We start from the raw sequence: 22,735 nt of genomic DNA, 5'->3' as shown, positions 1-22,735 counted from the left end.
CCCGGGACTGCCGATGTCACGGGTGCGGAATCAGGCCAAGGGGGAGCACGGGAGGGGCGCGGCGGGCGCACCCGCGCCTCCCATGCGCCTGCTACCAGCGGTGATGAGCCTGCTCCTCAGTGTGATCGCTCGGGTCTGGTCAGGTCGATCAGCCGGCACACCGTCTCGATATCTATCTTCACCTGGGCGATGGAGGCCCGTCCCGACAGCCAGGTGATCAGTGCCGAGTGCCAGGTGTGCTCGATGACCCGGACCGCCGAGAGCTGCTCCGGGCTGGGCGGCCCGGACAGGTTCATCGCGTCCAGGATGATCGCCGTGGTCTGGCGCGACACCGTGTCGACCTCGGGGCTGACGCTGCGGTCGGCGAAGGTCAGCGCCCGCACCATCGCGTCCGCGAGCTGCGGCTCGCGCTGCAGCGCCCGGAAGGCGCGCATCAGGGTCTCGGCGACCCGCTCGGCCGCCGTCTCGCCGCCCGGCGGACGCTTGCGCAGCGTCGTGTGCATGTGCTGGAGCTGGTCCTGCATGGTGGCGACCAGCAGGTGGACCTTGGACGGGAAGTAGCGGTACAGCGTGCCCAGCGCGACGCCCGCGGCCTCGGCGACCTCGCGCATCTGCACCGCGTCGAAGCCGCCCCGGCTCGCCAGCTGGGCGCTGGCGTGCAGGATGCGGCGGCGGCGCGCCTCCTGGCGTTCCGTCAGTGGCGGCGACGAGGGCTTGACTTCCGCTGTCATGCGTCCCATTCCATGGCATTTGTCCGTACGCCGGGCATGGGGGGCCGGGACCCCCGGGTGGCACAGCATGGCAGGACGCCGGTCGTGGCGCGAATCACCTGATCCGGCGCTCGCGGCGGCCGTACCTGCCGGTAGATTCAAAGCTCGTCGGACGTTCGATACTGAAACTTGTTCTAGGTTAGCGCCAGCGGCTACGCTCCGGCCAAAGAGTAGTGAGAAGGGGGCCGGGAGTGACCGCTGAGGCCATAGAGGCGGGCCCCCACGCGGGGGGTCCTGTCCAGGGCGACCGACCGCTGCGCATCGCGCTCCTGACGTACAAGGGAAACCCCTTCTGCGGGGGCCAGGGCGTCTACGTGCGCCACCTCTCCCGTGAGCTCGCGCGCCTCGGCCACAGCGTCGAGGTCCTCGGCGCCCAGCCCTACCCCGTACTCGACGAGGGCGTACCGCTCACCGAGCTGGCCAGCCTCGACCTGTACCGCAGCCCGGACCCCTTCCGCACGCCGAAGCGCGACGAGTACCGCGACTGGATCGACGCCCTCGAAGTCGCGACGATGTGGACCGGCGGCTTCCCCGAGCCCCTCACGTTCTCGCTCCGCGCCAAGCGCCACCTGGCCGCCCGCCGGGGCGACTTCGACGTCGTCCACGACAACCAGACGCTCGGCTACGGACTGCTCGGCGACCTCGGCGCGCCCCTGGTCACCACCGTCCACCACCCCATCACCGTCGACCGGCAGCTCGACCTCGACGCTGCCGGAAGCCGCCGCAAGCGGGCCTCCGTACGCCGCTGGTACGGCTTCACCCGCATGCAGAAGCGCGTCGCCCGCCGCCTGCCCTCGGTGCTCACCGTCTCCGGCTCCTCGCGGGAGGAGATAGCCGAGCACCTCGGCGTACGCCGCGACCGCATCCGCGTCGTGCACATCGGCGCGGACACCGGCCTCTGGTCGCCCGACCCGTCCGTCGCCGAGATCCCCGGCCGCATCGTCACCACCTCCAGCGCCGACGTCCCGCTCAAGGGGCTCGTCCACCTCGTCGAGGCGCTCGCCAAGCTCCGCACCGAGCGGCCCGACGCCCACCTCGTCGTCGTCGGCAAGCGCGCCGAGGACGGCCCGGTCGCCCAGGCCATCGAGCGGTACGGCCTCCAGGGCGCCGTCGAGTTCGTCAAGGGCATCAGCGACCAGGAACTCGTCGACCTCGTGCGCGGCGCCCAGGTCTCCTGCGTCCCCTCCCTGTACGAGGGCTTCTCGCTGCCCGCCGCCGAGGCGATGGCCACCGGCACCCCCCTCGTCGCCACCACGGGCGGCGCGATCCCCGAGGTCGCCGGAACCGACGGCGAGACGTGCCTGGCCGTGCCACCCGGCGACGCGGGCGCGCTGGCCGCCGCACTCGGCCGGCTCCTCGGCGACCCCGCGCTGCGCCGGCGCCTCGGCGCGGCGGGCCGCGACCGGGTGCTGGAGCGGTTCACCTGGGCCAAGGCCGCCCAGGGCACCGCGGAGCTCTACCGGGAGCGGATCGCCGCCCACAGCGCGGTCCGCGGGGGAGCCCGGTGAGACCCCGCTGACGCGGACTCCGCCCACGCGGACCCCGCCGACCCCCGCCACCCCAGCCACGCGCGCCCGGTGATCCGGCGCCGCGACCATCTCCATCCGGAAGGGCAGACCCCCGTGCTGACCGTGGACTTCTCCCGCTTCCCGCTCGCCCCGGGCGATCGCGTGCTCGACCTGGGCTGCGGCGCGGGCCGGCACGCCTTCGAGTGCTACCGGCGCGGCGCCCAGGTGGTGGCCCTCGACCAGAACGGCGAGGAGATCCGCGAGGTCGCCAAGTGGTTCGCCGCCATGAAGGAGGCCGGTGAGGCCCCGGCGGGCGCCACCGCCACCGCCATGGAGGGCGACGCGCTCAACCTCCCCTTCCCCGACGCCTCGTTCGACGTCGTGATCATCTCCGAGGTCATGGAGCACATCCCCGACGACAAGGGCGTGCTGGCCGAGATGGTCCGCGTCCTGAAGCCGGGCGGCCGCATCGCCGTCACCGTGCCGCGCTACGGGCCGGAGAAGATCTGCTGGGCGCTGAGCGACGCGTACCACGAGGTCGAGGGCGGTCACATCCGCATCTACAAGGCCGACGAACTGCTCGGCAAGATGCGCGAGGCGGGCCTGCGGCCGTACGGCACGCACCACGCCCACGCGCTGCACTCGCCGTACTGGTGGCTCAAGTGCGCCTTCGGAGTCGACAACGACAAAGCGCTGCCGGTCCGCGCCTACCACAAGCTGCTGGTCTGGGACATCATGAAGAAGCCCCTGGCCACCCGCATCGCGGAGCAGGCGCTCAACCCGCTCGTGGGCAAGAGCTTCGTGGCGTACGCGACCAAGCCGCACCTGCCGGCCGCGTCGGTCGCGGCGGACGCCAAGTGACCGGGCTCTGGCGCGGCCCGGAGCGTACGGAACACCTCGTCCTGCCCGGCGTCCTCACCGCCGAGGAGGCCGCCGAGACCGTGGCGGGCATCCTCGCCGCGCAGCGCGAGGACGGCGCCATCCCGTGGTTCCGCGGCCACCACCTCGACCCGTGGGACCACACCGAGGCCGCCATGGCGCTCGACGCGGCCGGCGAGCACGACGCCGCCGAGCGCGCCTACGCGTGGCTGGCCCGGCACCAGAACGCGGACGGTTCCTGGTACGCGGCGTACGACGACGGGGACCCGGAGCGGGTCACCGACCGGGGGCGCGAGACGAACTTCTGCGCGTACATCGCCGTCGGCGTCTGGCACCACTACCTCGCCACCGGCGACGACGCGTTCGTCGACCGCATGTGGCCGGCCGTCTACGCGGCGGTCGAGTTCGTCCTCGGGCTCCAGCAGCCCGGCGGCCAGATCGGCTGGAAGCGGGAGGAGGACGGCACCCCCGTCAATGATGCCCTGCTGACCGGCAGTTCCTCCATCCACCAGGCGCTGCGCTGCGCGCTGGCCATCGCCGAGCAGCGCGAGGAGCCGCAGCCCGACTGGGAACTGGCGGTCGGCGCGCTGCGGCACGCCATCCAGCGGCACCCGGAGCGGTTCCTCGACAAGAACCGCTACTCGATGGACTGGTACTACCCGATCCTCGCCGGCGCGGTCACGGGCCCCGAGGCCAAGGCCCGCGTCGAGGCGGACTGGGACCGCTTCGTCGTGCCGGGCCTCGGCGTGCGCTGCATCGTCCCGAACCCCTGGGTGACCGGCGGCGAGAGCTGCGAACTCGCGCTCGCCCTGTGGGTGATGGGGGAGTCGGACCGGGCGCTGGAGATCCTCCAGTCGATCCAGCACCTGCGGGGGCCGGACGGCATGTACTGGACGGGGTACGTGTTCGAGGGCGACCGGGCGATATGGCCCGAGGAGCTCACCACCTGGACGGCGGGCTCCCTGCTGCTGGCGGTGGCCGCTCTCGGGGGCGACGAGGCGACCACCGCGGTCTTCGGCGGCGAACGTCTGCCGCTGGGCCTGGACCCGGACTGCTGCTAGCCCTTTGCCCGGGCCCGGAAACGGCGAGCCCGGGCGCCGGTGTCAGTGGCGGCGGACGACGTTCGCCAGGGCGTGCCCGACGAAGAGGTAGACGATCGCCGCGAGCCCGTACCCGGCCACGACGCGTGCCCAGGCCTCGTCGAAGGTGAACAGGTCGTGGGACCAGCCGGCCAGCCAGCGGGCGGCGTCCTGGACGAAGTTCACCAGGTCGTTCGCGCGGTTGGCGTCCAGCAGGTACATCAGGATCCACAGGCCGAGGATGAAGGCCATGACGTCGGCGACGACGATGAGGACGGTCGCCGCCTGGTTGCTTCCACTGCGATGACGTGGGGACATGTCGAACGTGTTGCCGTTTTCCGGCCGATAAAACGGGGGTGTCGCCGCGCCCCGGTTCACTACAGTGCCCCTATGACCGACCTGGGCCACGCACGTTACTGCGACGAAATCGTCCACCAGACCGACCTGTTGAGGGCCGTGCTGATCGATGCCGACCTGGGCGCGAAGGTGCCGTCCTGCCCCGAGTGGACCCTCGGCCGGCTCGCCCGGCACGTCGGCGCCGCCCACCGCTGGGCCGAGGCGATCGTACGCACGAAGGCGTCCGAGGCCCTGCCCGAGGACCAGGTGCCCGGCATCACCGGACCCGGCGACGCCGAACCGGCCGCGCTGGACACGTGGTTGGAGGAGGGAGCGCGCAAGGCCGCCGACACGCTGCGTGCCGCCGGGCCGGAGGCCGGGGCGTGGTCCTGGAACGGGGACCACCGGGCGGCGTTCTGGGCGCGGCGCATGACCCACGAGACGGTGGTCCACCGCGCGGACGCGGCGCTCACCGCGTCGATCGCCTTCGAGGCCGACCCCGAGGTGGCGGCCGACACCCTCGACGAGTGGCTGGAGATCGTCGCCTGGTCCCAGTCCACCGGCGCCGACGAGCAGGCGAACGAGCTGCGCGGCGCAGGGCGCTCCCTGCACCTCCACGCGACGGACGTTCCCGGCGCGGAGTGGCTGATCGAGTTCGGCGAGGACGGCTTCACCTGGCGCCGCGCCCATGAGAAGGCGACGGTCGCCCTGCGCGGCCCCCTCGCCGACGTACTCCGGGTCTTCTACCGCCGCCTGCCCGCCGACAGTGACCGGGTCCAGGTGCTGGGCGACGCGGAACTGCTGGACTTCTGGCTGGAGCGGGCGACGTTCGGCTGAGAGCCGCCGCCCGCGTCAGCCGTTGAGTTCCGCCAGTACGCGCAGGGTGTACGGGTCCGGGGCCGTCACCAGCAGGTCGGTCACCGGGCCCGCGCGCCACAGCTCCAGGCGTTCCGCGATGCGCTCGCGCGGGCCCACGAGCGAGATCTCGTCGGCGAACGCGTCGGGGACCGCGAGCACCGCCTCCTCCTTCCGCCCCGCCAGGAACAGCTCCTGGACGCGATGGGCCTCCTCCGCGAAGCCCATGCGGGCCATCAGGTCCGCGTGGAAGTTGCGGGCCGCGTGGCCCATGCCGCCGATGTAGAAGCCCAGCATGGCCTTGACCGGCAGCAGGCCCTGGGCGACGTCGTCGCAGACCTTCGCCCGCGCCATCGGCGCGATCACGAAGCCCTCGGGGAGGCCGGTGAGCGACGCCGCGTACACGTCGGTGCGCGTCGGCGACCAGTAGAGCGGCAGCCAGCCGTCGGCGATGCGGGTCGTCTGGGCTATGTTCCGCGGGCCCTCCGCGCCGAGGAGGAGCGGCAGCGAGGGCCGGAGCGGATGCGTGATGGGCTTGAGGGCCTTGCCGACGCCGACCGCGTCCGGGCCCCGGTACGGGAGCGGGTGGAACCTCCCGTCCACCTCCACCGGCGCCTCGCGGGCGAACACCTGGCGGATCGTGTCGACGTACTCCCGCGTCGCGGTGAGCGGGCTCGCGGGGAAGGGCCGCCCGTACCAGCCCTCGACGACCTGCGGGCCGGAGAGGCCGAGCCCGAGCATCATCCGGCCCCCGGAGAGGTGGTCCAGGGTCAGGGCGTGCATGGCCGTGGCGGTGGGCGTGCGGGCGGCCATCTGCGCCACGGCGGTGCCGAGCCGGATGCGGGAGGTGTGCGCCGCGATCCAGGTGAGCGGGGTGAACGCGTCGGAACCCCACGCCTCGGCGGTCCACACGGAGGCGTAACCGAGGCGCTCCGCCTCACGGGCCAGGGCGAGATGGCCGGGGTCCGGGCCGCGGCCCCAGTAGCCGAGAGCGAGTCCGAGGCGCATCCCTGAGTCCCTCCGGGCGACGACCCGACCTGACGGTACGTCAGATCGCTGACCGGGCGACTGTACGGCAACGGCCCCCCGCCCGGAAGGGTGAGGGGCCGTCCTGCGGCGCCGCGAGGGGTCAGCCGCGCTGGATGCCGGTGGTGTCCTGGAGGACGCCGCGGCGGCCGTCCTGCGTCTGGGCGACCAGGCCGGGGCCGCGCTGCTCCACCGCCAGGTACCAGGTGCCGGGCGCGAGTTCGGCGATCGGCGTCGGCGAACCGTCCTCCGCGTACAGCGGCCGGGCGACCGGAACCGCGAACCAGAACGGGGCGAAGTCACCGGCGGCAGCGGCGGGCGCACCGCCCTGCTGCGCCTGCGCCGCCGGAGCCTGCTGCTGGGCCTGCGGCTGCTGACCCTGCTGCGGCTGCGCGCCGTACGGCTGCGGCTGACCGGGCTGGCCGGGCTGCCCGCCGTACGACGGCTGCTGCGCGCCGGGGTAGCCGTAGCCGCCGGGGCCCGGCTGACCGGGCTGCCCGCCGTACGGCTGCGCGACCTGCGGCTTCGGGGCCGGCATGAGCGGGGCCTTGAGCGCCGGAACGAGCGGCGCGGCGACGGCGCCGGCGGCGAGGATCAGGACCGCGAGCAGGCCGAGGATCTGGCCGGGGCCGGAGTCGCTGCCGTCGATGATCGTCCAGAAGGCGGTCCAGGCCGCGAACACGGCGAAGGCGACACCGAACTGGCCGAGGTCGATGCCGGCGATCTTGCGCTGCTGCGGCAGCGAGCGGGACACCACGATGAGCGCCGCCGCGATCACACCGGCGAGGTAGATGCTCATCAGGACGCCCAGGCTGTCCCAGGCGTTGCCGGCGTCGAGGGCCGGAGGGCAGAACTGCCCCGAGCAGGCCGGCTTGTCGAACGACTTGAAATCGAGGAACGAGGCGATGAACAGCACCACCGCTGCTCCGATCACCACGCCGTCGCCTCGAGTGAGGGAGCGGATGTTCACTTTGAAGGTCCTTAGTGGGTCGACTCGTCGGGGCGGCACAGTGTGAAGCTCGGGGGCAGCTCCCCATCGTACGGATGAATGTATCGTCCCTCCGGCAGAGTCGGCCGCCGGGTGTCAGACCTACCCGCCCAAGTAGCTTCCGATGCCGTCGGCGATGCCCTGCGCCGCCTTCTGGCGCCAGCTTTCATCGGTCAGCAGCGCGGCGTCCTTCGGATCGCGCATATTGCCGCATTCGATGAACACCTTGGGCACAGTCGACAGATTGAGCCCGCCGAGGTCCTTGCGGACGTCCAACCCCGTGCCGTCGCCCACGTAGTTGGAGGGCGCGCTGCCGGTCGCCTGGACGAACCTGCCCGCGATGCGCGTCCCGAGTTCGCGCGAGGGGCCGACGATCTTCGAGGTGTCCGAGGCTCCGCCCTTCACCAGCGCGGGCAGAATCACGTGGAAGCCGCGGTTGCCCACGGCCGAGCCGTCGGCGTGGACCGAGACGACGGCGTCGGCCTTCGCCTCGTTGCCGATACGGGCCCGCTCGTCCACGCACGGCCCGTACGGCCGGTCCTCGTTCTGCACGAGCTTGACCGTCGCGCCCTCCTTCTCCAGGAGCGCGCGCAGCCGGCGCGAGACGTCGAGGGTGAAGGACGCCTCGGTGTAGCCGTCGTTGGTAGTCGTGCCGGTGGTGTCGCATTCCTTGCGGTGTGTCCCGACATCCACCAGTCTGTTGATTTCGCGTGTGTGGCGAAAATTGCCCGGGTTGTGGCCGGGGTCGACCACCACGGTCTTGCCGGCGAGGGGCCCGGTCGCGTCCGGCTTCTCGTCCTTGCCCGTTCCGGAAGGGGAGGGCAAGCCGGTCGGCGCGGGCGGCGTCGTGGGCGCCGACGGCTTGGCGTCGGCGGGCGGCGACGCGGACCCGGTGCGGCTCTGGCCCGGCTGCGGCACCACCTTCGGCGGATCGCCGCCGCCCGGACCGCTCATCGCCTGCCACACCAGCCAGCCCGCGAGGGCGGTGGGCACGAGCGCGGCGACCGCGACGGCGGCGTTCCGGCGGCCGGGGCGGCGGGACGGGGGCGGAGGAGTGGCGGGGGGAGTGGGGGGCTCGCTGTCGTACGACACCCGGCGATGCTAACCGCGCCGGTCAGATCCCCGGTGAAACACGGCGCAGGACGCGCAGCGAGTCGGTCACCGAGATCTCGGCGAAGGCGCCGGACGCGAGCGCGCGCCGGTACACCCGGTACGGGGCCTGGCCGCCGTCGGCCGGGTCGGGGAAGACGTCGTGGATCACGAGCAGCCCGCCGGTGGCCACGTGCGGCGCCCAGCCCTCGTAGTCGCCGCCTGCGTGCTCGTCGGTGTGGCCGCCGTCGATGAAGACGAGCCCCACCTCGCCGCCCCATACCGCCGCGACCTGCGGCGATCGCCCGACGACCGCGATCACGTGCTCTTCGAGGCCCGCCGCGTGCAGCGTGCGGCGGAAGGTGGGGAGGGTGTCCATCAGACCGACCTCGGGGTCCACGACCGTCGGGTCGTGGTACTCCCAGCCGGGCTGCTGCTCCTCGCTGCCCCGGTGGTGGTCGACGGTCACCGCGACCGTGCCGGCCTCCCGGGCGGCGTCGGCCAGCAGGATCGTGGAGCGCCCGCAGTACGTGCCGACCTCCACCAGCGGCAGCCCGAGCGCCCCGGCCTCGGCGGCGGCGGCGTACAGCGCCAGCCCCTCGCGCACCGGCATGAAGCCCTTGGCTGCCTCGAAAGCGGCGAGGGTCTCGGGCTTGGGCGCGGCGGCCATGGGTCCTCCGGACGGGCGGATGCGGTTACTGGGCGGTCACATCCTAGGGGCCGGCCGGGGGCTCCTGTCCGCGGCCTCCACCGCCAGCCCGCCCGGCCTGCCGGGCGGCTCCAACGGCGCCCAAGCGCGGAAAGGGGCACGATCGTCGGCGGTCGGCGGTCGGCGGTCGGCGGTCGGTGGTCTGTGTCTGGTGCCTGGTGCCTGGTGATCGGTGTGGTGAAACGTGACGGGTGATGCGTGATGCGTGGTCGGTGCGCACACCGGCGCGGCCGCGCACCCGCGGCCGCGCCGGCTTCGGTGCGTCAGCAGTAGGCGCCCCAGCGGTGCGAGGCGACGTTGTCGTTCATGGCCTCGCCGCCTCCGTTGCCGTTGTGCGGGAAGTAGTCGTAGCGCATGTCCATCAGGTAGCTGCCGTTGCCCAGGCAGTAGGCGGCGCCGACGTTGCCGGTGCCCCAGTACAGGCGCACGTCCTCGTAGGCGCCCGCGTAACCGTTGTTGTGCACGGACGACGCCTGGTTGCGCATGTTCCGGTCCGCCCAGTCGGAGCTGCTGTTGGACCAGGTGGCCTGACGGCCGCCCTTCCACGAGTGCTCCCAGGCGTACAGGAGGCCGTCCGCGGCCGCGGCGGCGGTGCCGGCCGGCGCGGGAGCGGCTTGCGCGGTGGCGGGTGCAAGCCCGAGTGCGGTGACGACCGCAGCTGTGGCGAGCAGGAACCTGCCTCGGTGCGTAGACATGATCGATCCCCTCGTTGATTCGCTGTTGTATCTCTGGACCCCGCCGTTTCCGGGCCGCAGTGGTCCGCGGACCCGGTGCGGGAACTCGTGGTGCCGGCTCCTCAGGAGGCCAGCACGTCGCGCGCCCGTGGCAGCGCGCCGGTCCGCAGGCGCTCCACCTGGTCCACCGCTGCCCGGTGCTCCTGGCGCAGTGCCCGGTCGTGGCGCCGGTCCAGCCGTACGGTGACGGCGGACAGTCCGCTGCTGAGCGCGCACCCGGCTTCCCGGACCGCGACCCTGATCTCCGCCGATCTGTCCCCGGTCCCGGCGTCCCCCAGGAAGTCGGCCCTGCTCTTCGACGGGTCGCGGTAGTGGTGCCCGCTCGCCCGCATGCAGGCCGACCACGTCTTGACGGCCCGGCCGTACTCCGGCTCCGCGAGCACCCGTTCGTACCGGTGCGCCTTCAGGTTCGCGACCAGGGTGCTCGCCGCGTACCAGCCGGGAAGATCGCCGTAGAGCTTCCGCCACGCCTGCGCCCTGCACCCGGTGGCGCTGTGCCCCATGACCATCCCGCCGGGCAGTCGCGAGGTGAGCTGCCGGGCGCCCGTGCGGGTGCCGTTCAGCGCCGTGATCGCCGCTCGTCTGCGTTCCTCGGACAGTCCCCGCAGGTACACCTGGTTCGGGTCCTCGGCGCGCAGCCGGTCGATCCGCGCGTTCAGGGTGCTTCCGTAGCCGTACCGGCGGGCCCACGCCGGATCGTCGACGACGTAGGGGAACTCCCGTGCCTCGGGCACCGGCTTCGCGGACTCGGCCCAGTACCTGAAGCCGGACGCTGCCATGCAGCGGCGTCTCAGTTCCTGTTCCGCGTCGTGCAGCAGCTTCAGCTCGCCCGCCGTGGCGGGCCCCGCGGCCGTGGTGGCCGGGCCAGAGTTCTTCGGCGGGGCGGCCGCGTCCGTCCGTACGGCGGAGCAGCCGGTGGACAGCAGCAGGGCCAGGAGAGCCGCTGCGGCTCCCGGGGCGATCCGGCGGGGACGCTCCTTCACCTGCGCTCCCCTCAACAGACCCGGACGCCGGGCAGCTCGTTGCCCGGTGACTGGACGTAGATGTTGGTCATGTAGCCGCCGTATTGGGGCAGATAGGCCCACCAGGAGTTGGTGTACGGCGGCACGGAGACCGTCTGTCCCTGCTTCTGGCAGGAGACCAGCACCTCGACACCGGCGGGCAGAGTCGTCAGGGTGGCGGATTCGGTGGTCGCCGCGGCGCGGACCCGGACCCCGGAGCTCCAGGTGCCGAACCAGGTGCCCGCCGCCTTCTGCGCGCCCGGGACGACGAGCGAGCGGGTCAGCCTGCCCAGGTCCGAGTACGCCCTGCCGTACGGGGTGCCCTGCGGGTGCAGGGTGAGGACGGCCACGATCGCGCGGTCGCCGGCCCCGACGGTGCCGGTGGTGTGCAGGGCCGGGCGGGTGAGGTCCACGCCGTTCGCCGTCTTCGCCGTCTTCCCCGCCGCGGGGCCGGAGCCGGCGGACGCCCCGGCGGTGGCCGGCGTGACCGTGGCCGGCGCGGCGGTGCAGCCGCCCGAGCTGAACTCGGACCAGCCCTGCTTGACCGCCCACGGTCGTTCGAAGGCTCCCGCGATGCCGAAGTGCTGGTCGAAGCCGTCGGTCGCGCAGCGCGTCGACCGCCGCAGGTTGCCCATCACGTAGTCGCGCAGGGGTGCGGGCGCACTGTCCAGCAGGTAGCGGTAGATCCGTACGGTGTCTGCGGCGCTGACGGCGGTGTAGCCCCAGTAGCCGGGGTGCGTCGACGGCGGACGGCTGGTGTGGAGCAGGCCCAGCCGGGCGACCATCCGGTCGACGATGGCGCTCTGGCCGTTCTGGATCCAGTAGTGGTCGGCCCCGTCGTCGTCGCTGCTGCGCAGCATCGCGTCCATCCGCGCGCGGTCCGCGGCGGGAAGGTCGTACGTGGGGCCCTTGTTCCACAAGTGGTCCAGGGCGAGCAGCAGTTTCACGACGGACGCCGACCGGAAGGGCGTCGTGGTGTTCAGCTGCTCGGTGAAGGTCCCGGTCTGCCGGTCGAATACGGCCACCCCGGCGGTGACGCCCGCGGGGACCTCGGACGAGGCCGTCCGGTCGCTCGCGCCGGCGCTCGGCGCCCGGTGCGCCGCCGTCGGGGTGGCCGACGCGGTCGCCACCGGTGCGAGGCACACCCCGGCGAGCAGGAGGGTGAGGAAGGCGCGCGGTCCGGCACCGGACCGGCGCACCCGTAACTGCCGTGAACGAAACATGGTGCTCCCCGTACGTGCCACGTGTTCAGCAGGTCTGCCCCCCGATGCCGCCGGATGGTCGGCCGGACGGCGGGGGCGATTGAGACACTCGCACAGGAGGCAGTCGGTGTCATGGACACAGTCATGCGACAACACAGGGCATTGATAAGGGAATCACCATGGTCGCAGGTAATGACGGGGGACGGGCGGCGCGGGGGAGCGGGACGGGGGAGCCGACGATCCACCAGCTGCGGCTGTTCCTGGCGCTGAGCGAGGAGCTCCACTTCGGGCGCACCGCGAAGCGGTTGTTCATGACGCAGTCCGCGCTCAGCCAGCAGATCCGGGACCTGGAGAAGCGCCTGGGCGTACGGCTGCTGGAGCGCACCAGCCGCACCGTCGAACTCACCCCGGCCGGCCGGGCGCTGCTCCCGGAGATCAGGGCGTCGGTCGCGGCCACCGACCGATTACGCCGGGCGACCAATGCCCAGCAGCGCCAGCTCTCCGGGCAGCTGGTGGTGGGCGCGATCGGCGCCGAGGTCGCCATGCCGCACACGCGCGCCGTGCTCGGGGCACTGCACGCACGCCATCCCGCCCTCGCGGTACGGATCGTCAGCCTCAACTTCGCCGACCACATCGCCGCCCTGACCGGGGACGAGGTCGACGTGGTCTTCCTGCGCCCGCCGGTCCCCGAGGGCATCGAACTGCACCCTCTCGCGACCGAGCCCCGCGTCGCCTGCCTGCCGGCCGACGACCCGCTGGCGGAGCTGGAGCACGTCACGCTCGCCCAGCTCGCCGATCGCCCGGTCGTCGACGTCCCGCCGCCCGCCCCCCGGGTCTGGTGGGACTTCTGGTCGGTCAACCCGCGACCCGACGGCTCCCCCGTGCGGTACGGGCCCGTCGTCGCGGACATGGAGGCCCTGCTGCACGCCGTCGCGCACGGGCAGGCGATGTGCTTCCTGCCGGCGGCCGCCCGCCACCTCTTCCCCCGGCCGGGCGTGCGGTACGTCGACGTCGTCGACCTGCCCCCGTCCCACTCGGCGCTGGCGTGGCTGGCGAAGAACCGCACCCGGCCCACGGTGCTCGCCGTCCGCCGGGCCGCGCGGTCACTGCGCGCGGACGGCGGGGCCGCGTATCCGCCGGACGAACGGCCCGTCTCCTGACCTTCCGTCAGATTGGAACGTGTTCTAGTCTGCCGCGCATGGGTATCGGAATCACGCAAGAGCATCGCGACCTGGCGGACTCCGTACGCCGCCGGCTCGCGCGGGCGGTGCCGCGCGAGGCCGTGCGGAAGGCGCTCGACGGGGCGCAGGAGGGGCGGCCTTCCTACTGGGACGGGGCCGCGGAGCAGGGGCTGCACGGCATCCACCTGCCCGAGGAGTACGGCGGCGGGGGCGGCACGCTGCTCGACCTCGCCGTCGTACTGGAGGAGACCGGCCGGGCGGCGCTGCCCGGTCCGTACCTGCCCAGCGTGCTCGCCTCCGAGGTGCTGCGGCGCGGCGGACAGGAGTCGCTCGTCGCCGAACTGGCGTCGGGAGCCCGCATCGGCGCCGTCGCGCTCGGCGCGGGGACGCTCACCGCGACGCCGGCCGGCGGCGGTCACCGGCTCGACGGGACCGCGCCGCCCGTCCTCGGCGGCGCGCAGGCGGACGTCGTCGTGCTCGCCGCCGGGAACGCGTGGTTCGCCGTGGACGCCGGGGACCTGGCGGTCCGGCCGCACGTGAGCGCCGACCCGACCCGGGCCACCGCCGAGGTCGCCGCGCAGGCCGTCACCGTCCCCGCCGACCGCCTGCTCGCCCTCGACGGCGACGCCGTCCGCGACCTCGCCGCCGTGCTGTACGCCGCCGACGCGTGCGGCACCGCGGGCTGGGCGCTGGACACCGCGGCCGAACACGCCAGGACCCGCGAGCAGTTCGGGCGGCCCATCGGGCGGTTCCAGGCGGTCAAGCACCTGTGCGCCGACATGCTCGTACGCCTCGAACAGGCCAGGGCCCTCACCTGGGACGCGGCCCGCGCGGCCGGGACCGACGCCGGGGGACTGGTCGCCGCGCTCGCCGCGTCGGCCGCACTGGACGCCGCGTACTCCTGCGCCAAGGACTGCGTCCAGATCCTCGGCGGCATCGGCTTCACCTGGGAGCACGACGCCCACCTCCACCTGCGCCGGGCGCTCGTCGCGCGCCAGCTGCTCGGCCCGGGCGACGCGCACCGGCTGCGCGCCGCACGTCTGGCGGCGGCCGGCGCGCGGCGCGAGCTGCGCCTGGAGCTGCCACCGGAGGCGGACGCGTACCGGGAGCGGGCGCGGGAGGCGATCGCGGCCGCGCACGGTCTCGACCCGGCCGCCGCCCGCCGCGCCCTCGCCCCCACGGGGTACGCAGCCCCGCACCTGCCGCCGCCGTACGGGCGGGGGGCGGGGCCGCTGGAGCAGCTCGCGGTGCAGCGCGAGCTGCGGGAGGCGGGGGTGCGGGTCAGCGATCTGGGCATCGCGACCTGGGTCGTGCCCTCGCTGATCGCGTACGGGACGCCGGAGCAGCAGGAGCGCTACCTGGGCCCGACGCTGCGCGGCGAGATGCTGTGGTGCCAGTTGTTCTCGGAGCCGGACGCGGGGTCGGATCTGGCGTCGCTGCGCACCCGTGCGCACAGGACGCCGGACGGCTGGCGCGTCAGCGGACAGAAGGTGTGGACGAGCGCCGCGCGGTGGGCCGACCACGGCATCCTGCTCGCCCGTACGGACCCCGGCGCCCCGAAGCACGAGGGGCTCACGTACTTCGTCGTCGACATGAAGGCGGCCGACGGCATCGACATCCGGCCGCTGAGGGAGATCACCGGCGACTCGCTCTTCAACGAGGTCTACTTCGACGACCTACTGCTGCCGGACGACGCGGTGGTCGGAGAGGTGAACGGCGGCTGGCGGGTCGCCCGCAACACCCTGGGCAACGAGCGGGTCCACATGGCCGACCAGGTCGCCTTCGACACCGGGCTCGAATCCCTGATCGCGCGGTCCGCCGGACTCGACGACGCGTGCCGCGCCCGCGTCGGGGCGCTCGTCGCCGAGGCGCACGCCCTCGCCTGCATCGGGCTGCGTACGACGACGCGGCAGGTGTCGGGCCTGGACCCGGGGGCCGGCGCGAGCGTACGCAAACTCGTCCAGACGTCGCACCAGCAGAAGGTCGCCGAACTCGCCCTCGAACTCCTCGGTCCGCAGGGCGCGGTGTGCGAGGGGGCGGGGGAGCGGGCCGTGCACGGGTTCCTGATGTCGCGCTGCCTGACGATCGCGGGCGGCACGACCCAGGTCCAGCTCAATGTCGTCGCCGAGCGCCTGCTCGGCCTGCCGCGTGACTGAGGGGAGCTCCGCCCATGACCGGGAAGGCATACGTCGTCGGTGTCGGAACGACGAAGTTCGAGAAGCCCGAGAGTTGTGACTGGCAGTTCTGGGACATGGCGAAGGAGGCCGGGACCGAGGCGCTGACCGACGCCGGGATCGCGTACGGGCAGGTCCAGCAGGTCGCGGCCGGCTACTGCTTCCAGCCGTCGGCCGCCGGCCAGCGGGCGGCGTACGAACTCGGCCTGACCGGCGTGCCGGTCTACAACGTCAGCAACAACTGCGCCACGGGGTCCACGGCGCTGATGCTGGCCCGGCAGCTCGTCGAGGGCGGCATCAGCGACTGCGTGCTGGCGCTGGGCTTCGAGAAGATGAAACGGGGCGCGCTGGGGGGCGGTTCGGACGGGAGCGACTTCGCCACCTCGCCCGTCGCCCGGCACTACGGCGTCATGGCCGCCGGCCACGGTTTCGACATGACCCCGCCCACCGCGCAGATCTTCGGCAACGCGGCGCGCGAGCACATGGAGCGGTACGGCACCACGCCGGCGCAGCTCGCGGCGGTCGCCGCGAAGAACCACCGGCACTCGGCGGACAACCCCAGGGCGCAGTTCCAGGACGTGTGGACGGTCGAGGAGATCCTCGCGGCGAAGACCGTCCACCGGCCGCTCACCAGGCTCCAGTGCTCGCCGACCTCCGACGGGGCGGCGGCCGCCGTGGTGGTCTCGGAACGCTTCCTGGTCCAGCACGGCCTGCACGGCAGGGCTGTCGAGATCGTCGCCCAGGCGATGACGACCGACACCGAGGAGTCGTTCGCGTCCGGCTCCTGCCTCGACGTGGTGGGCCGGCCGATGTCGCGGGCCGCCGCGCTCCAGGTGTACGAGGCGTCCGGCCTCGGCATCGGGGACGTCGACGTGATCGAGCTGCACGACTGCTTCTCGGTCAACGAGCTGCTGACGTACGAGGCGCTGGGCATGTGCGGGGAGGGCGGGTCCGGCAAGCTCGTGGAGAGCGGCGCGACGACGTACGGGGGGCGCTGGGTCGTCAACCCGTCCGGCGGCCTCATCTCCAAGGGCCATCCGCTGGGCGCGACGGGCCTCGCGCAGGCGGCGGAACTGACCTGGCAGCTCCGGGGCGAGGCCGGCGCCCGGCAGGTGGAGGGAGCGCGGGTGGGTCTCGCGCACAACATCGGTCTGGGCGGTGCGGCGGTGGTCACGCTGCTGCGGCGGGCGTGAGCCGCGGGGCGTGGGAGGATGCGCGCGGGCCGGCAACCGGTGGGCCCGCGGAAAGGGCGTCGGCACATGGCAGCGGGATTCTCGGCTTGGAAAGTAAACCGGCGGTACGCGGTGAACGACCGCGTCGCTCACCTGGGCAAGCAGTACCGCTGCCTGGTCGCTCACACGTCGAATTCAGCGAGCAATCCGAAGACGACCGTGAAGATGTGGCAGAAGGACACCCCCTAGGACGACGGTGAGGGCCGTACCGAGCAGCGGCTGCGGCGGGTGCGGCGGGCGTGAGCCGCGGGGCGGCACGCCGATGTACGGGGTGCACCGATGCTGCGAGCATGACAGGCATGGTCCAAGCCTCCTCCTCCGCAACCCGCATACCCGCCGCCCGCACACCGTCCCGCACGTGGGTGGTCGTACTCGCCGCCTGCGCGGGCCAGTTCCTCGTCGTGCTCGACGTGTCGGTGGTCAACGTCGCGCTGCCCTCGATGCGGGCCGACCTCGGCCTGAGCGCGGTCGGTCTCCAGTGGGTGGTCAACGCCTACTCGATCGCCTTCGCCGGATTCATGCTCCTCGGCGGGCGCGCGGCCGATCTCTTCGGCCGCAAGCGGACCTTCCTCACCGGCCTCGCCCTGTTCACCGCGGCCTCCCTCGCCGGCGGGCTCGCGCAGGAGGACTGGCACCTGCTGGCCGCCCGCGCCGTGCAGGGCCTCGGCGCGGCGGTGCTGGCCCCGGCGACGCTCACCATCCTCACCTCCGCCGTCCCCGAAGGCCCCGCCCGTACGCGCGCCATCGGCACGTGGTCGGCGGTCGGCGCGGGCGGCGGGGCGGCGGGCGGGCTCGTCGGCGGCCTGCTGACGGACGCGCTGTCGTGGCGCTGGGTCCTGCTGATCAACGTGCCCGTCGGCGCGCTCGTCCTGGCCGGCGCGGCGCTGTGGCTGGTCGAAAGCCAGGCCCCCGGCGCCCGGCGGCTGGACCTGCCCGGCGCGCTGCTCGTCACCGCCGGGCTCGCGACCCTCGCGTACGGCATCGTGCAGACGGAGGCGGGGGGCTGGGCGGCGGCCGAGACCGTGGTGCCTCTGGTGGCGGGACTCGCGCTGCTCACGGCGTTCGTGGCGGTGGAGGCGCGGACGAGGGCGCCGCTGATGCCCTTGCGGTTCTTGCGCGTGCGCGCGGTGTCGGCGGCGAACGCCGCGATGTTCGTGAACGGCTCCGCGATGTTCTGCATGTGGTTCTTCATGACGCTGTACGCCCAGAACGTCCTGGGCTACACGCCGCTCGGCGCCGGGCTCGCCCTCGTCCCCAGCTCGCTGAGCGTCGTGATCGGCTCGAAGCTCGCCCCGCGCCTGATGGCCGGGATGGGCGCTCGCCGGGTCGCGATCACCGGCACGCTGGTGGCGGCCTGCGGCATGCTGTGGCAGTCCACGATGGGCGCCGACGGGACGTACCTCACCGCCGTCCTCGGCCCCGGGGTCATGATGATGGTCGGCGGCGGCCTCGCGTCGACGCCCCTCGCCTCCCTCGCCACGTCGGGCGGCGAGCCGGGCGACGCCGGCCTGCTGTCGGGCCTCATCAACACCTCACGCACCATGGGTGGCGCGCTGGGCCTCGCGGTGCTGTCGACGGTCGCGGCGTCGCGGACGGCCGGCGCCACCACGGCGGAGGCCCTGACGGCCGGATACGCGCTGGCCTTCCGGGCCGGGGCGGGCGCGCTGCTCGGCGGAGTGCTGCTGATGCTGATCTGGCTGCCGCGCCAGAAGAAGCAGGCGTGACGCGGGAGGCCGGCGCGGGCGGGCCGCACGAGGGCGTAGCGCGGGAGGCCGAGGACGGCGGCGGACGTCCCCCCGTCCACCGCCGCGTTCAGCACGTCTCAGCGCGGCGGGCCGCTCGGGCCCGCGTCCTTCGCGGCCGCCGCGAGCACGGGGTCGACGACGGTCTCGCCGGTCAGCACCCGGCGGATCGTCGCGGCCAGTTCCTCCACCGGGCCGTCCTTGACCAGGAAACCCGCCGCGCCCGCGTCCATCGCGCGCCGCAGCCGGCCCGGCCTGCCGGACGTGGTGAGGACGACCACCCGGCAGTCCGGCGTCTCGTCCCGCAGCAGCGCGGCGGCGTCGAGGCCGCTGAGACCGGGCAGGTCGGCGTCCAGGAGCGCCACGTCGGGCCGGGAGAACAGGGCGGCGTCCACGATTTCGTCGCCCGCCTCGACCTGGGCGACGACCTCGATGTCCGCCTCCATGCCGAGCCGCAGGGCGAGAGCGCCGCGCGTCGTGCCCGGGTCCTCGGCGAGGAGCACTCTGATCACGGGAAGGGCTCCAGTTCGGATCGGTGCCGGCGGACGCCGCGGCGCCCACCGGGTGACGGGCCGGCCGGAGCCTGCGCCCCGGCCGTCGTCCCGATCCTCACACGCACACGGTCCGATGCGTCGGACCGTGGCCGTGCCGGGGTCGTCGGGCTCGCCGGCGCGCGGGCCGGGCGGCGCACAGGCGCGCGTGCGAACCGTGCCGCGCGGCACGCACCGGCGGCCGCCCGCCAGTCACCTGACGTAGCGTCAGTGAACAGCCTTCCCAACTGACGGGGGGTGCGTTATACATAAGCCGCATCGGCCTAGAACGCGTTCTAGAACCGGCGGTCCGCGGCCGGTCCCGTACGACCTCGGTGCGGCCGACGGTGCGGACGGCCGCGCCGAGGTCTTCCCTCCCTCAAGGAGCAGCCTCCTCATGCCCATCGATGCCGCACAGGCCGTCGCAGCCGAACCCCGCAGCGCCGAGATCGCCTGGGACCACAAGGACGTCCAGCTCTACCACCTCGGCCTCGGCGCGGGCACCCCCGCCACCGACCCCGGCGAACTGCGCTACACCCTCGAGTCCCGGCTGCACGTCCTGCCCAGCTTCGCCACCGTCGCCGGAGCCGGGACGGCCATGGCCGGCGGTCTCTCCGCGCCGGGCATCGACGTCGACCTCGCCCACGTCCTGCACGGCGGCCAGAGCATCGAGCTGCACCGCCCGATCCCCGTCAAGGGCGAGGCGGTGCAGAACTCCAAGGTCCAGGCGGTGTACGACAAGGGCAAGGCGGCGGTCGTCGTGCTGCGTTCCGAGGCCGCCGACGCCGACGGGCCGCTGTGGACCAGCGACGCCCAGATCTTCGTACGCGGCGAAGGCGGCTTCGGCGGCGACCGCGGCCCCTCCGCCCGCGCCGAGCGGCCCACCCGCGCGCCGGACGCGCAGACCGAGCTGCACGTGCGTGAGGACCAGGCCCTCCTCTACCGGCTCTCCGGCGACTGGAACCCCCTGCACGCCGACCCGGAGTTCGCGAAGCTCGCCGGCTTCGACCGGCCGATCCTGCACGGCCTGTGCTCGTACGGCATGACGCTCAAGGCGGTCGTCGACACCCTGCTCGGCGGCGACGTCACCCGCGTGAGCGCCTACAGCACCCGCTTCGCCGGGGTCGCCTTCCCCGGCGAGACCCTGCGCCTGCGGATGTGGAAGTCGCCGGGGCGCGTCCAGGTGTCGGTCACCGCCGCCGGGAGGGACGACGCGCCGGTCCTGGCCGACACCACCGTCGTACACATCTGACCTCCGTGAAGGGAGTCGTACCGTGCGCGCAGCCGTACTGCACGAGATAGGGCAGGACAAGCTCGAAGTCCTCGACGACGTCGAGGCGGTGGGCTTCGGCCCCGGCAAGGTCAAGATCCGCGTCCGGGCCACCGGACTGTGCCACTCCGACCTCTCCGCGATGAGCGGCGTCCTGCCGCAGCCCGGCCCCTTCGTCCCGGGGCACGAGGGCTCCGGCGAGGTCGTCGACGTCGGCGACGGCGTCACCGGCCTCAGCCCCGGCGACCGGGTCCTCGTCTGCTGGCTGCCCGCGTGCGGCGCGTGCCCGTCCTGCCGGCGCGGGCAGACGCACCTGTGCCTGGCCGGGCTCATGAACGCGGGCACGCCCAACTTCCGGCGCGCCGGCGGAGACGACGTGTTCGGCTTCGCCGGTACGGGCACCTTCGCCGAGGAGGTCGTGGTCGACGCGGGCTGCGCCGTCCCCATCCCCGACGACCTGCCGTACGAGATCGCCGCGCTCATCGGCTGCGGTGTGACGACGGGCCTGGGCGCGGCCATCAACACCGCGCGGGTGGAGGCCGGTTCCTCGGTCGCCGTCATCGGCTGCGGCGGCGTCGGCATCTCCGCCGTCCAGGGCGCCCGCGTGCAGGGCGCGGCCCGGATCGTCGCCGTCGACCCGGTCGCCTCCCGGCGCGAGGCGGCGCTGCGGTTCGGCGCCACCGAAGCGGTCGCGCCGGACGAACTCGCCGACGCCAAGCAGCGCGTCACGGCGGGGGAGGGGTTCGACTACGTCTTCGAGGTCGTCGGCAGGGCGGCCACCGCCCGGACCGCGTACGAGACCACGCGGCGCGGCGGCACCCTGTGCGTCGTCGGCGCGGGCGCGATGGACGACCTCTTCCAGGTCAACATGTTCGAGCTGTTCTTCGACGAGAAGCGGATCCTGCCGTCCATGTACGGAGGCGGCGACGTGCTGCGTTCGTACGAGCGGGCCATCGCCCTGTGGCGCGCCGGCCGCATCGACCTGGAGGGCCTGATCACCCACCGGGTGCGGCTGGACGGGATCAACGACGCCCTGGACCAGATGCGCACGGGCGAGGCCCTGCGCACCTGCATCGAGATCTGAGGGGACGGCGGATGTCACTGTCACCGCAAGCGCTGCCGCTCGACGGCCTGTCCGCGATCGTCACCGGCGCGGGCCGCGGGCTCGGCCGCGCCGAGGCCCTGGAACTGGCCCGGCTCGGCGCGAGCGTCGTGGTCAACGACTACGGGCAGCCCGGGCGCGACGGCTCCGGCGAGGCGTCGGCGGCCCCGGCCGAGGAGGTCGCCGCCGAGATCCGGGCGGCGGGCGGGCGGGCCGTGGCCCACCTGGGCGACGTGGCGGACCACGAACAGGCCCGGGCGCTGGTCGGGTCGGCCGTCGAGACGTACGGAAAGCTGGACATCCTGGTCAACAACGCGGGGATCCTCCGCGACCGGATGATCTTCTCGATGACCGAGGACGAATGGGACGCGGTGATCCGCGTCCACCTCAAGGGCCACTTCAACACCACCCACTTCGCGGCGGCGCACTGGCGCGCACGCTCCAAGGCGGCCGGCGCACCGGTCTACGGCCGGATCGTCAACACCTCGTCGGAGGCGTACCTGGCGGGCTCGGCCGGCCAGCCCAACTACGCGGCGGCCAAGGGCGGGATCGTCGGCCTGACGACGTCGACGGCCCTGGCGCTGGCGAAGTACGGCGTGACGGCCAACGTGATCTGCCCGCGCGCCCGGACCCGGATGACGCAGGACGTGTTCGCCGGCTTCGCCGAACCGGCGGAGGGCGCACTGGACGCGCTGGCCCCCGAGCACGTCTCCCCGCTGGTCGGCTACCTCGCGTCACCCGCCGCCGGGAGGGTCAACGGCCAGCTGCTCGTCGTCCACGGCGGCATGGTCGCGGTCATGGAACGGCCCAGGGTCGCGGCCAAGTTCGACACGGCGAAGGAGGCCTTTTCGTACGAGGAGCTGACCGGGCGGCTGTCGCCGTACTTCGAGGACCGCCCGCCGGACGAGACGTTCGCGGCGGCGGAGGTGCTGGGTCTGAAGCGGGGCTGAGGCCGGACCCGACGGCCGGACGGGCGACCTCCGCGAGGTACGACCGGTCCGGCGGCCGGGAACCGGTGTGGGGACCGGGGGGCGCTCCCGTACGGGGCCGCCCCCGTACGGCGTGCGCCGCGTCCCTACGCCCGGCGGTGGCGGCCGTGCGCCGGAGCGGTGGCGTCCTCCGTCGTGGCCGCACCCCCTCGGTGCTTTCCGGTGCGGCCGGCGGCGTCCCGCTCGGCGGCCGAAGGCTGCGGCCGCGTCTGGGTCGTGTCGGTTCGTGCGTCAGACATGGTGGGAGATCCCCTGGAATCACTCGATCGCTTTCACGTGGTGCAAGGCCCGTCCCGCCGTCACCACCGGCGTTCAGCCGAATCGACCGCGTGGCCCCGG

22 protein-coding genes and 1 pseudogene are annotated in these 22,735 nt (G+C 73.5%); 12 read left to right on the top strand and 11 right to left on the bottom strand.

The genetic code is table 11. From position 1 onward, the window contains the following. Window positions 1-116: 116 nt before the first annotated feature. Window positions 117-731 (bottom strand): TetR family transcriptional regulator, encoded by a 615-nt coding sequence (locus AC07FK_RS07565; protein WP_479103428.1) that lies wholly within the window; start codon window positions 729-731, stop codon window positions 117-119. Between the two features lie 230 nt (window positions 732-961). Here AC07FK_RS07565 and AC07FK_RS07560 point away from each other — a divergent pair, with 230 nt between their 5' ends. From AC07FK_RS07560 to AC07FK_RS07550, 3 genes are all read left to right on the top strand, one after another. Further along, the gene (locus tag AC07FK_RS07560; protein ID WP_479103426.1) at window positions 962-2,278 is read left to right on the top strand and encodes a glycosyltransferase family 4 protein; all 1,317 of its coding nucleotides are present in this window, start codon (window positions 962-964) and stop codon (window positions 2,276-2,278) included. Window positions 2,279-2,392: 114 nt separating this feature from the next. Then, window positions 2,393-3,139: a class I SAM-dependent methyltransferase gene (locus tag AC07FK_RS07555; protein ID WP_479103424.1), complete on the top strand. Its 747-nt coding sequence runs from the start codon at window positions 2,393-2,395 to the stop codon at window positions 3,137-3,139. Further along, the gene (locus tag AC07FK_RS07550) at window positions 3,136-4,218 is read left to right on the top strand and encodes a prenyltransferase/squalene oxidase repeat-containing protein (protein WP_479103422.1); all 1,083 of its coding nucleotides are present in this window, start codon (window positions 3,136-3,138) and stop codon (window positions 4,216-4,218) included. Before AC07FK_RS07555 ends, AC07FK_RS07550 begins: the two co-directional genes overlap by 4 nt. 42 nt (window positions 4,219-4,260) lie before the next feature. On the opposite strand, the gene AC07FK_RS07545 is transcribed toward AC07FK_RS07550, so the two are convergent. After that, on the bottom strand, window positions 4,261-4,554 hold the full coding sequence (locus AC07FK_RS07545; RefSeq protein ID WP_479103420.1) for a hypothetical protein: 294 nt from the start codon (window positions 4,552-4,554) through the stop codon (window positions 4,261-4,263). Window positions 4,555-4,626: 72 nt separating this feature from the next. Between AC07FK_RS07545 and AC07FK_RS07540 the strand changes: the two genes are divergently transcribed. Beyond that, complete coding sequence (locus AC07FK_RS07540) at window positions 4,627-5,409, top strand: maleylpyruvate isomerase family mycothiol-dependent enzyme (protein ID WP_479103418.1); 783 nt, start codon at window positions 4,627-4,629, stop codon at window positions 5,407-5,409. Window positions 5,410-5,424: 15 nt separating this feature from the next. On the opposite strand, the gene AC07FK_RS07535 is transcribed toward AC07FK_RS07540, so the two are convergent. The 7 genes from AC07FK_RS07535 to AC07FK_RS07505 form a co-directional block, all read right to left on the bottom strand. Then, window positions 5,425-6,435 (bottom strand): LLM class F420-dependent oxidoreductase, encoded by a 1,011-nt coding sequence (locus AC07FK_RS07535; protein ID WP_479103416.1) that lies wholly within the window; start codon window positions 6,433-6,435, stop codon window positions 5,425-5,427. Window positions 6,436-6,556: 121 nt separating this feature from the next. Further along, complete coding sequence (locus AC07FK_RS07530) at window positions 6,557-7,423, bottom strand: DUF5336 domain-containing protein (protein ID WP_479103414.1); 867 nt, start codon at window positions 7,421-7,423, stop codon at window positions 6,557-6,559. 120 nt (window positions 7,424-7,543) lie between these two features. Next, window positions 7,544-8,533 carry an N-acetylmuramoyl-L-alanine amidase gene (locus AC07FK_RS07525; protein WP_479103412.1) on the bottom strand — a complete coding sequence of 330 codons (990 nt, stop codon included), beginning with the start codon at window positions 8,531-8,533 and terminating at the stop codon, window positions 7,544-7,546. Window positions 8,534-8,555: 22 nt separating this feature from the next. Beyond that, window positions 8,556-9,200, bottom strand: coding sequence for a class I SAM-dependent methyltransferase (locus tag AC07FK_RS07520; RefSeq protein WP_479103410.1), 645 nt, complete (start codon window positions 9,198-9,200; stop codon window positions 8,556-8,558). A 302-nt stretch (window positions 9,201-9,502) separates the two neighbouring features. Continuing rightward, complete coding sequence (locus tag AC07FK_RS07515) at window positions 9,503-9,934, bottom strand: hypothetical protein (protein ID WP_479103408.1); 432 nt, start codon at window positions 9,932-9,934, stop codon at window positions 9,503-9,505. Between the two features lie 101 nt (window positions 9,935-10,035). Next, a complete protein-coding gene (locus AC07FK_RS07510; RefSeq protein ID WP_479103406.1) occupies window positions 10,036-10,956 on the bottom strand; it encodes a hypothetical protein in 921 nt (306 codons plus the stop codon). Window positions 10,957-10,967: 11 nt separating this feature from the next. After that, complete coding sequence (locus AC07FK_RS07505; protein ID WP_479103404.1) at window positions 10,968-12,197, bottom strand: hypothetical protein; 1,230 nt, start codon at window positions 12,195-12,197, stop codon at window positions 10,968-10,970. Between the two features lie 158 nt (window positions 12,198-12,355). Here AC07FK_RS07505 and AC07FK_RS07500 point away from each other — a divergent pair, with 158 nt between their 5' ends. The 5 genes from AC07FK_RS07500 (at window position 12,356) to AC07FK_RS07480 (ending at window position 18,487) form a co-directional block, all read left to right on the top strand. Next, window positions 12,356-13,336: a LysR family transcriptional regulator gene (locus AC07FK_RS07500; protein ID WP_479103402.1), complete on the top strand. Its 981-nt coding sequence runs from the start codon at window positions 12,356-12,358 to the stop codon at window positions 13,334-13,336. A gap of 38 nt (window positions 13,337-13,374) precedes the next feature. Continuing rightward, on the top strand, window positions 13,375-15,513 hold the full coding sequence (locus tag AC07FK_RS07495; RefSeq protein ID WP_479103400.1) for an acyl-CoA dehydrogenase: 2,139 nt from the start codon (window positions 13,375-13,377) through the stop codon (window positions 15,511-15,513). 14 nt (window positions 15,514-15,527) lie between these two features. Beyond that, on the top strand, window positions 15,528-16,724 hold the full coding sequence (locus tag AC07FK_RS07490; protein WP_479103398.1) for a lipid-transfer protein: 1,197 nt from the start codon (window positions 15,528-15,530) through the stop codon (window positions 16,722-16,724). 66 nt (window positions 16,725-16,790) lie between these two features. Next, on the top strand, window positions 16,791-16,952 hold the full coding sequence (locus AC07FK_RS07485) for a carbohydrate-binding protein (RefSeq protein ID WP_479103396.1): 162 nt from the start codon (window positions 16,791-16,793) through the stop codon (window positions 16,950-16,952). Window positions 16,953-17,053: 101 nt separating this feature from the next. Then, complete coding sequence (locus tag AC07FK_RS07480) at window positions 17,054-18,487, top strand: MFS transporter (RefSeq protein WP_479103394.1); 1,434 nt, start codon at window positions 17,054-17,056, stop codon at window positions 18,485-18,487. A 113-nt stretch (window positions 18,488-18,600) separates the two neighbouring features. On the opposite strand, the pseudogene AC07FK_RS07475 reads toward AC07FK_RS07480, so the two are convergent. Further along, window positions 18,601-19,038 (bottom strand): annotated as a pseudogene (locus AC07FK_RS07475) (response regulator); the annotation flags it as partial. 394 nt (window positions 19,039-19,432) lie between these two features. On the opposite strand from AC07FK_RS07475, the gene AC07FK_RS07470 reads away from it, so the two are divergent. The 3 genes from AC07FK_RS07470 to AC07FK_RS07460 are packed head-to-tail and all read left to right on the top strand — an operon-like array spanning window position 19,433 to window position 22,357. Next, window positions 19,433-20,287 (top strand): MaoC/PaaZ C-terminal domain-containing protein, encoded by an 855-nt coding sequence (locus AC07FK_RS07470; RefSeq protein ID WP_479103392.1) that lies wholly within the window; start codon window positions 19,433-19,435, stop codon window positions 20,285-20,287. A 22-nt stretch (window positions 20,288-20,309) separates the two neighbouring features. Further along, complete coding sequence (locus AC07FK_RS07465; protein ID WP_479103390.1) at window positions 20,310-21,389, top strand: Zn-dependent alcohol dehydrogenase; 1,080 nt, start codon at window positions 20,310-20,312, stop codon at window positions 21,387-21,389. An 11-nt stretch (window positions 21,390-21,400) separates the two neighbouring features. After that, window positions 21,401-22,357, top strand: coding sequence for a 3-oxoacyl-ACP reductase (locus AC07FK_RS07460; protein WP_479103388.1), 957 nt, complete (start codon window positions 21,401-21,403; stop codon window positions 22,355-22,357). A gap of 125 nt (window positions 22,358-22,482) precedes the next feature. Here the strand turns inward: AC07FK_RS07460 and AC07FK_RS07455 are convergent, their stop codons facing one another. After that, window positions 22,483-22,635 (bottom strand): hypothetical protein, encoded by a 153-nt coding sequence (locus AC07FK_RS07455; RefSeq protein ID WP_479103386.1) that lies wholly within the window; start codon window positions 22,633-22,635, stop codon window positions 22,483-22,485. Window positions 22,636-22,735: the final 100 nt, after the last annotated feature.

The sequence above is a fragment of the Streptomyces sp. NPDC046122 genome (assembly GCF_056429965.1).
Note: the sequence above shows the minus strand (reverse complement) of the source record. Positions and strands in the feature narration are given on the sequence as shown.

What these genes read in the sequence shown, in the direction of transcription:
- AC07FK_RS07565 (WP_479103428.1), bottom strand. Translation starts at nt 731, where the DNA reads ATGACAGCGGAAGTCAAGCCCTCGTCGCCGCCACTGACGGAACGCCAG.
- AC07FK_RS07545 (WP_479103420.1), bottom strand. Translation starts at nt 4,554, where the DNA reads ATGTCCCCACGTCATCGCAGTGGAAGCAACCAGGCGGCGACCGTCCTC.
- AC07FK_RS07540 (WP_479103418.1), top strand. Translation starts at nt 4,627, where the DNA reads ATGACCGACCTGGGCCACGCACGTTACTGCGACGAAATCGTCCACCAG.
- AC07FK_RS07535 (WP_479103416.1), bottom strand. Translation starts at nt 6,435, where the DNA reads ATGCGCCTCGGACTCGCTCTCGGCTACTGGGGCCGCGGCCCGGACCCC.
- AC07FK_RS07520 (WP_479103410.1), bottom strand. Translation starts at nt 9,200, where the DNA reads ATGGCCGCCGCGCCCAAGCCCGAGACCCTCGCCGCTTTCGAGGCAGCC.
- AC07FK_RS07515 (WP_479103408.1), bottom strand. Translation starts at nt 9,934, where the DNA reads ATGTCTACGCACCGAGGCAGGTTCCTGCTCGCCACAGCTGCGGTCGTC.
- AC07FK_RS07505 (WP_479103404.1), bottom strand. Translation starts at nt 12,197, where the DNA reads ATGTTTCGTTCACGGCAGTTACGGGTGCGCCGGTCCGGTGCCGGACCG.
- AC07FK_RS07500 (WP_479103402.1), top strand. Translation starts at nt 12,356, where the DNA reads ATGGTCGCAGGTAATGACGGGGGACGGGCGGCGCGGGGGAGCGGGACG.
- AC07FK_RS07495 (WP_479103400.1), top strand. Translation starts at nt 13,375, where the DNA reads ATGGGTATCGGAATCACGCAAGAGCATCGCGACCTGGCGGACTCCGTA.
- AC07FK_RS07490 (WP_479103398.1), top strand. Translation starts at nt 15,528, where the DNA reads ATGACCGGGAAGGCATACGTCGTCGGTGTCGGAACGACGAAGTTCGAG.
- AC07FK_RS07485 (WP_479103396.1), top strand. Translation starts at nt 16,791, where the DNA reads ATGGCAGCGGGATTCTCGGCTTGGAAAGTAAACCGGCGGTACGCGGTG.
- AC07FK_RS07480 (WP_479103394.1), top strand. Translation starts at nt 17,054, where the DNA reads ATGACAGGCATGGTCCAAGCCTCCTCCTCCGCAACCCGCATACCCGCC.
- AC07FK_RS07470 (WP_479103392.1), top strand. Translation starts at nt 19,433, where the DNA reads ATGCCCATCGATGCCGCACAGGCCGTCGCAGCCGAACCCCGCAGCGCC.
- AC07FK_RS07460 (WP_479103388.1), top strand. Translation starts at nt 21,401, where the DNA reads ATGTCACTGTCACCGCAAGCGCTGCCGCTCGACGGCCTGTCCGCGATC.
- AC07FK_RS07455 (WP_479103386.1), bottom strand. Translation starts at nt 22,635, where the DNA reads ATGTCTGACGCACGAACCGACACGACCCAGACGCGGCCGCAGCCTTCG.